The organism is Sulfuricurvum sp. MLSB, assembly GCF_000747095.1.
Classification (GTDB): Bacteria; Campylobacterota; Campylobacteria; order Campylobacterales; family Sulfurimonadaceae; genus Sulfuricurvum.
Genome location: NZ_JQGL01000128.1, coordinates 1 through 1,101 on the forward strand (window position 1 = coordinate 1; position 1,101 = coordinate 1,101).

Annotated in this window: 2 protein-coding genes; both read left to right on the forward strand. The window is 36.1% G+C overall.

Features of this window, described 5'->3' with window-relative positions:
• Positions 1 to 274 (forward strand): hypothetical protein (locus tag JU82_RS08930; protein ID WP_037949571.1); only part of this gene is annotated, 274 nt, incomplete at its 5' end.
• 54 nt (positions 275 to 328) lie between these two features.
• Positions 329 to 1,101, forward strand: a 773-nt coding sequence (locus JU82_RS12030; RefSeq protein ID WP_294892703.1) for an AP2/ERF family transcription factor, incomplete at its 3' end; no start/stop codon positions are given.

The following is a 1,101-nucleotide window of genomic DNA, read 5'->3' on the forward strand; positions in this document are numbered from 1 at the left end:
TTTAAGCCTCTTCAAGGTAGCCGAGTCGATGCCGACAGAGGAAGATAAGGCTATACGAAAATTCTATATATGGATGGTACGGTTTTTAGATAAAGACGATTTACTTGTCCCCGTCATAAGCATTGACGAGCTGATACAGCTATTTCGCAGCAGCATGAAAGAAAACAACAAACCACAATCGTATTGTGGAAATCCAATTACATCTGAAGATACCTGTGATGTTCTTGCAAAAAAGAAAACTTGTGATGGATGTAAATTTAAAACAACCGCATAAAAGGAGGAGAGAGATGACAGACGAAAGAAAACAGGCAGAGGAAATACTGATTAAATGACTGCAATTCAAAAATATTATTTATCTTTGGAATCGGATAGGTCGGGGTCATGTCCGACTGATAAGGGAAACCCGTTCTCCCTTCCGATTCTTTTGAACGGGATAATTAATACGGGTAAAATGAAAACAATTAATTTAACAAAGGGATTTGTTGCTTTAGTCGATGATGAAGATTTTGAACTTCTTAATCAACGCAAATGGTTTGCTAAAGTCAAAAAACGTGGAGATAAGCAGTATATCTATGCTATTTGTAATGTTCAGTTGCCGTCTGGAATGTGGACATCAAAGACTATGCATAGAATTATATTAAATCCCCACCTCAATGAGCTTGTCGACCATATTGATCATAATGGTTTAAATAACCAAAAAAGCAATTTGCGCATCTGTACTAACGGACAAAATCAGATGAACAGATTTAATGCCTCAAAAACAGGGTTCAAGGGGGTAAATAAAAATAGAAACGGAAGGTATTTTGCAGCTATTAATGTAGATAAAAAGAGAATTAGGTTAGGTACATATAATACACCAGAAGAAGCCGCTCACGTAAGAGATGAGGCGGCAATAAAATATCACAAGGATTTTGCTAATCTTAATTTTGCTAAACGGCAATTCTTTGATAGGGAATTTATCGAGTGGATAGGCTTTCATTCCGCAATCCTGTATTATCGTGATGTTGATGAAAAATGGATAAAGACACGATTTGACATGAGTGAAAATCCCTCAGAAGAATATGATGAATACACTCTTGATGAACTTTTTGAATACTGGAA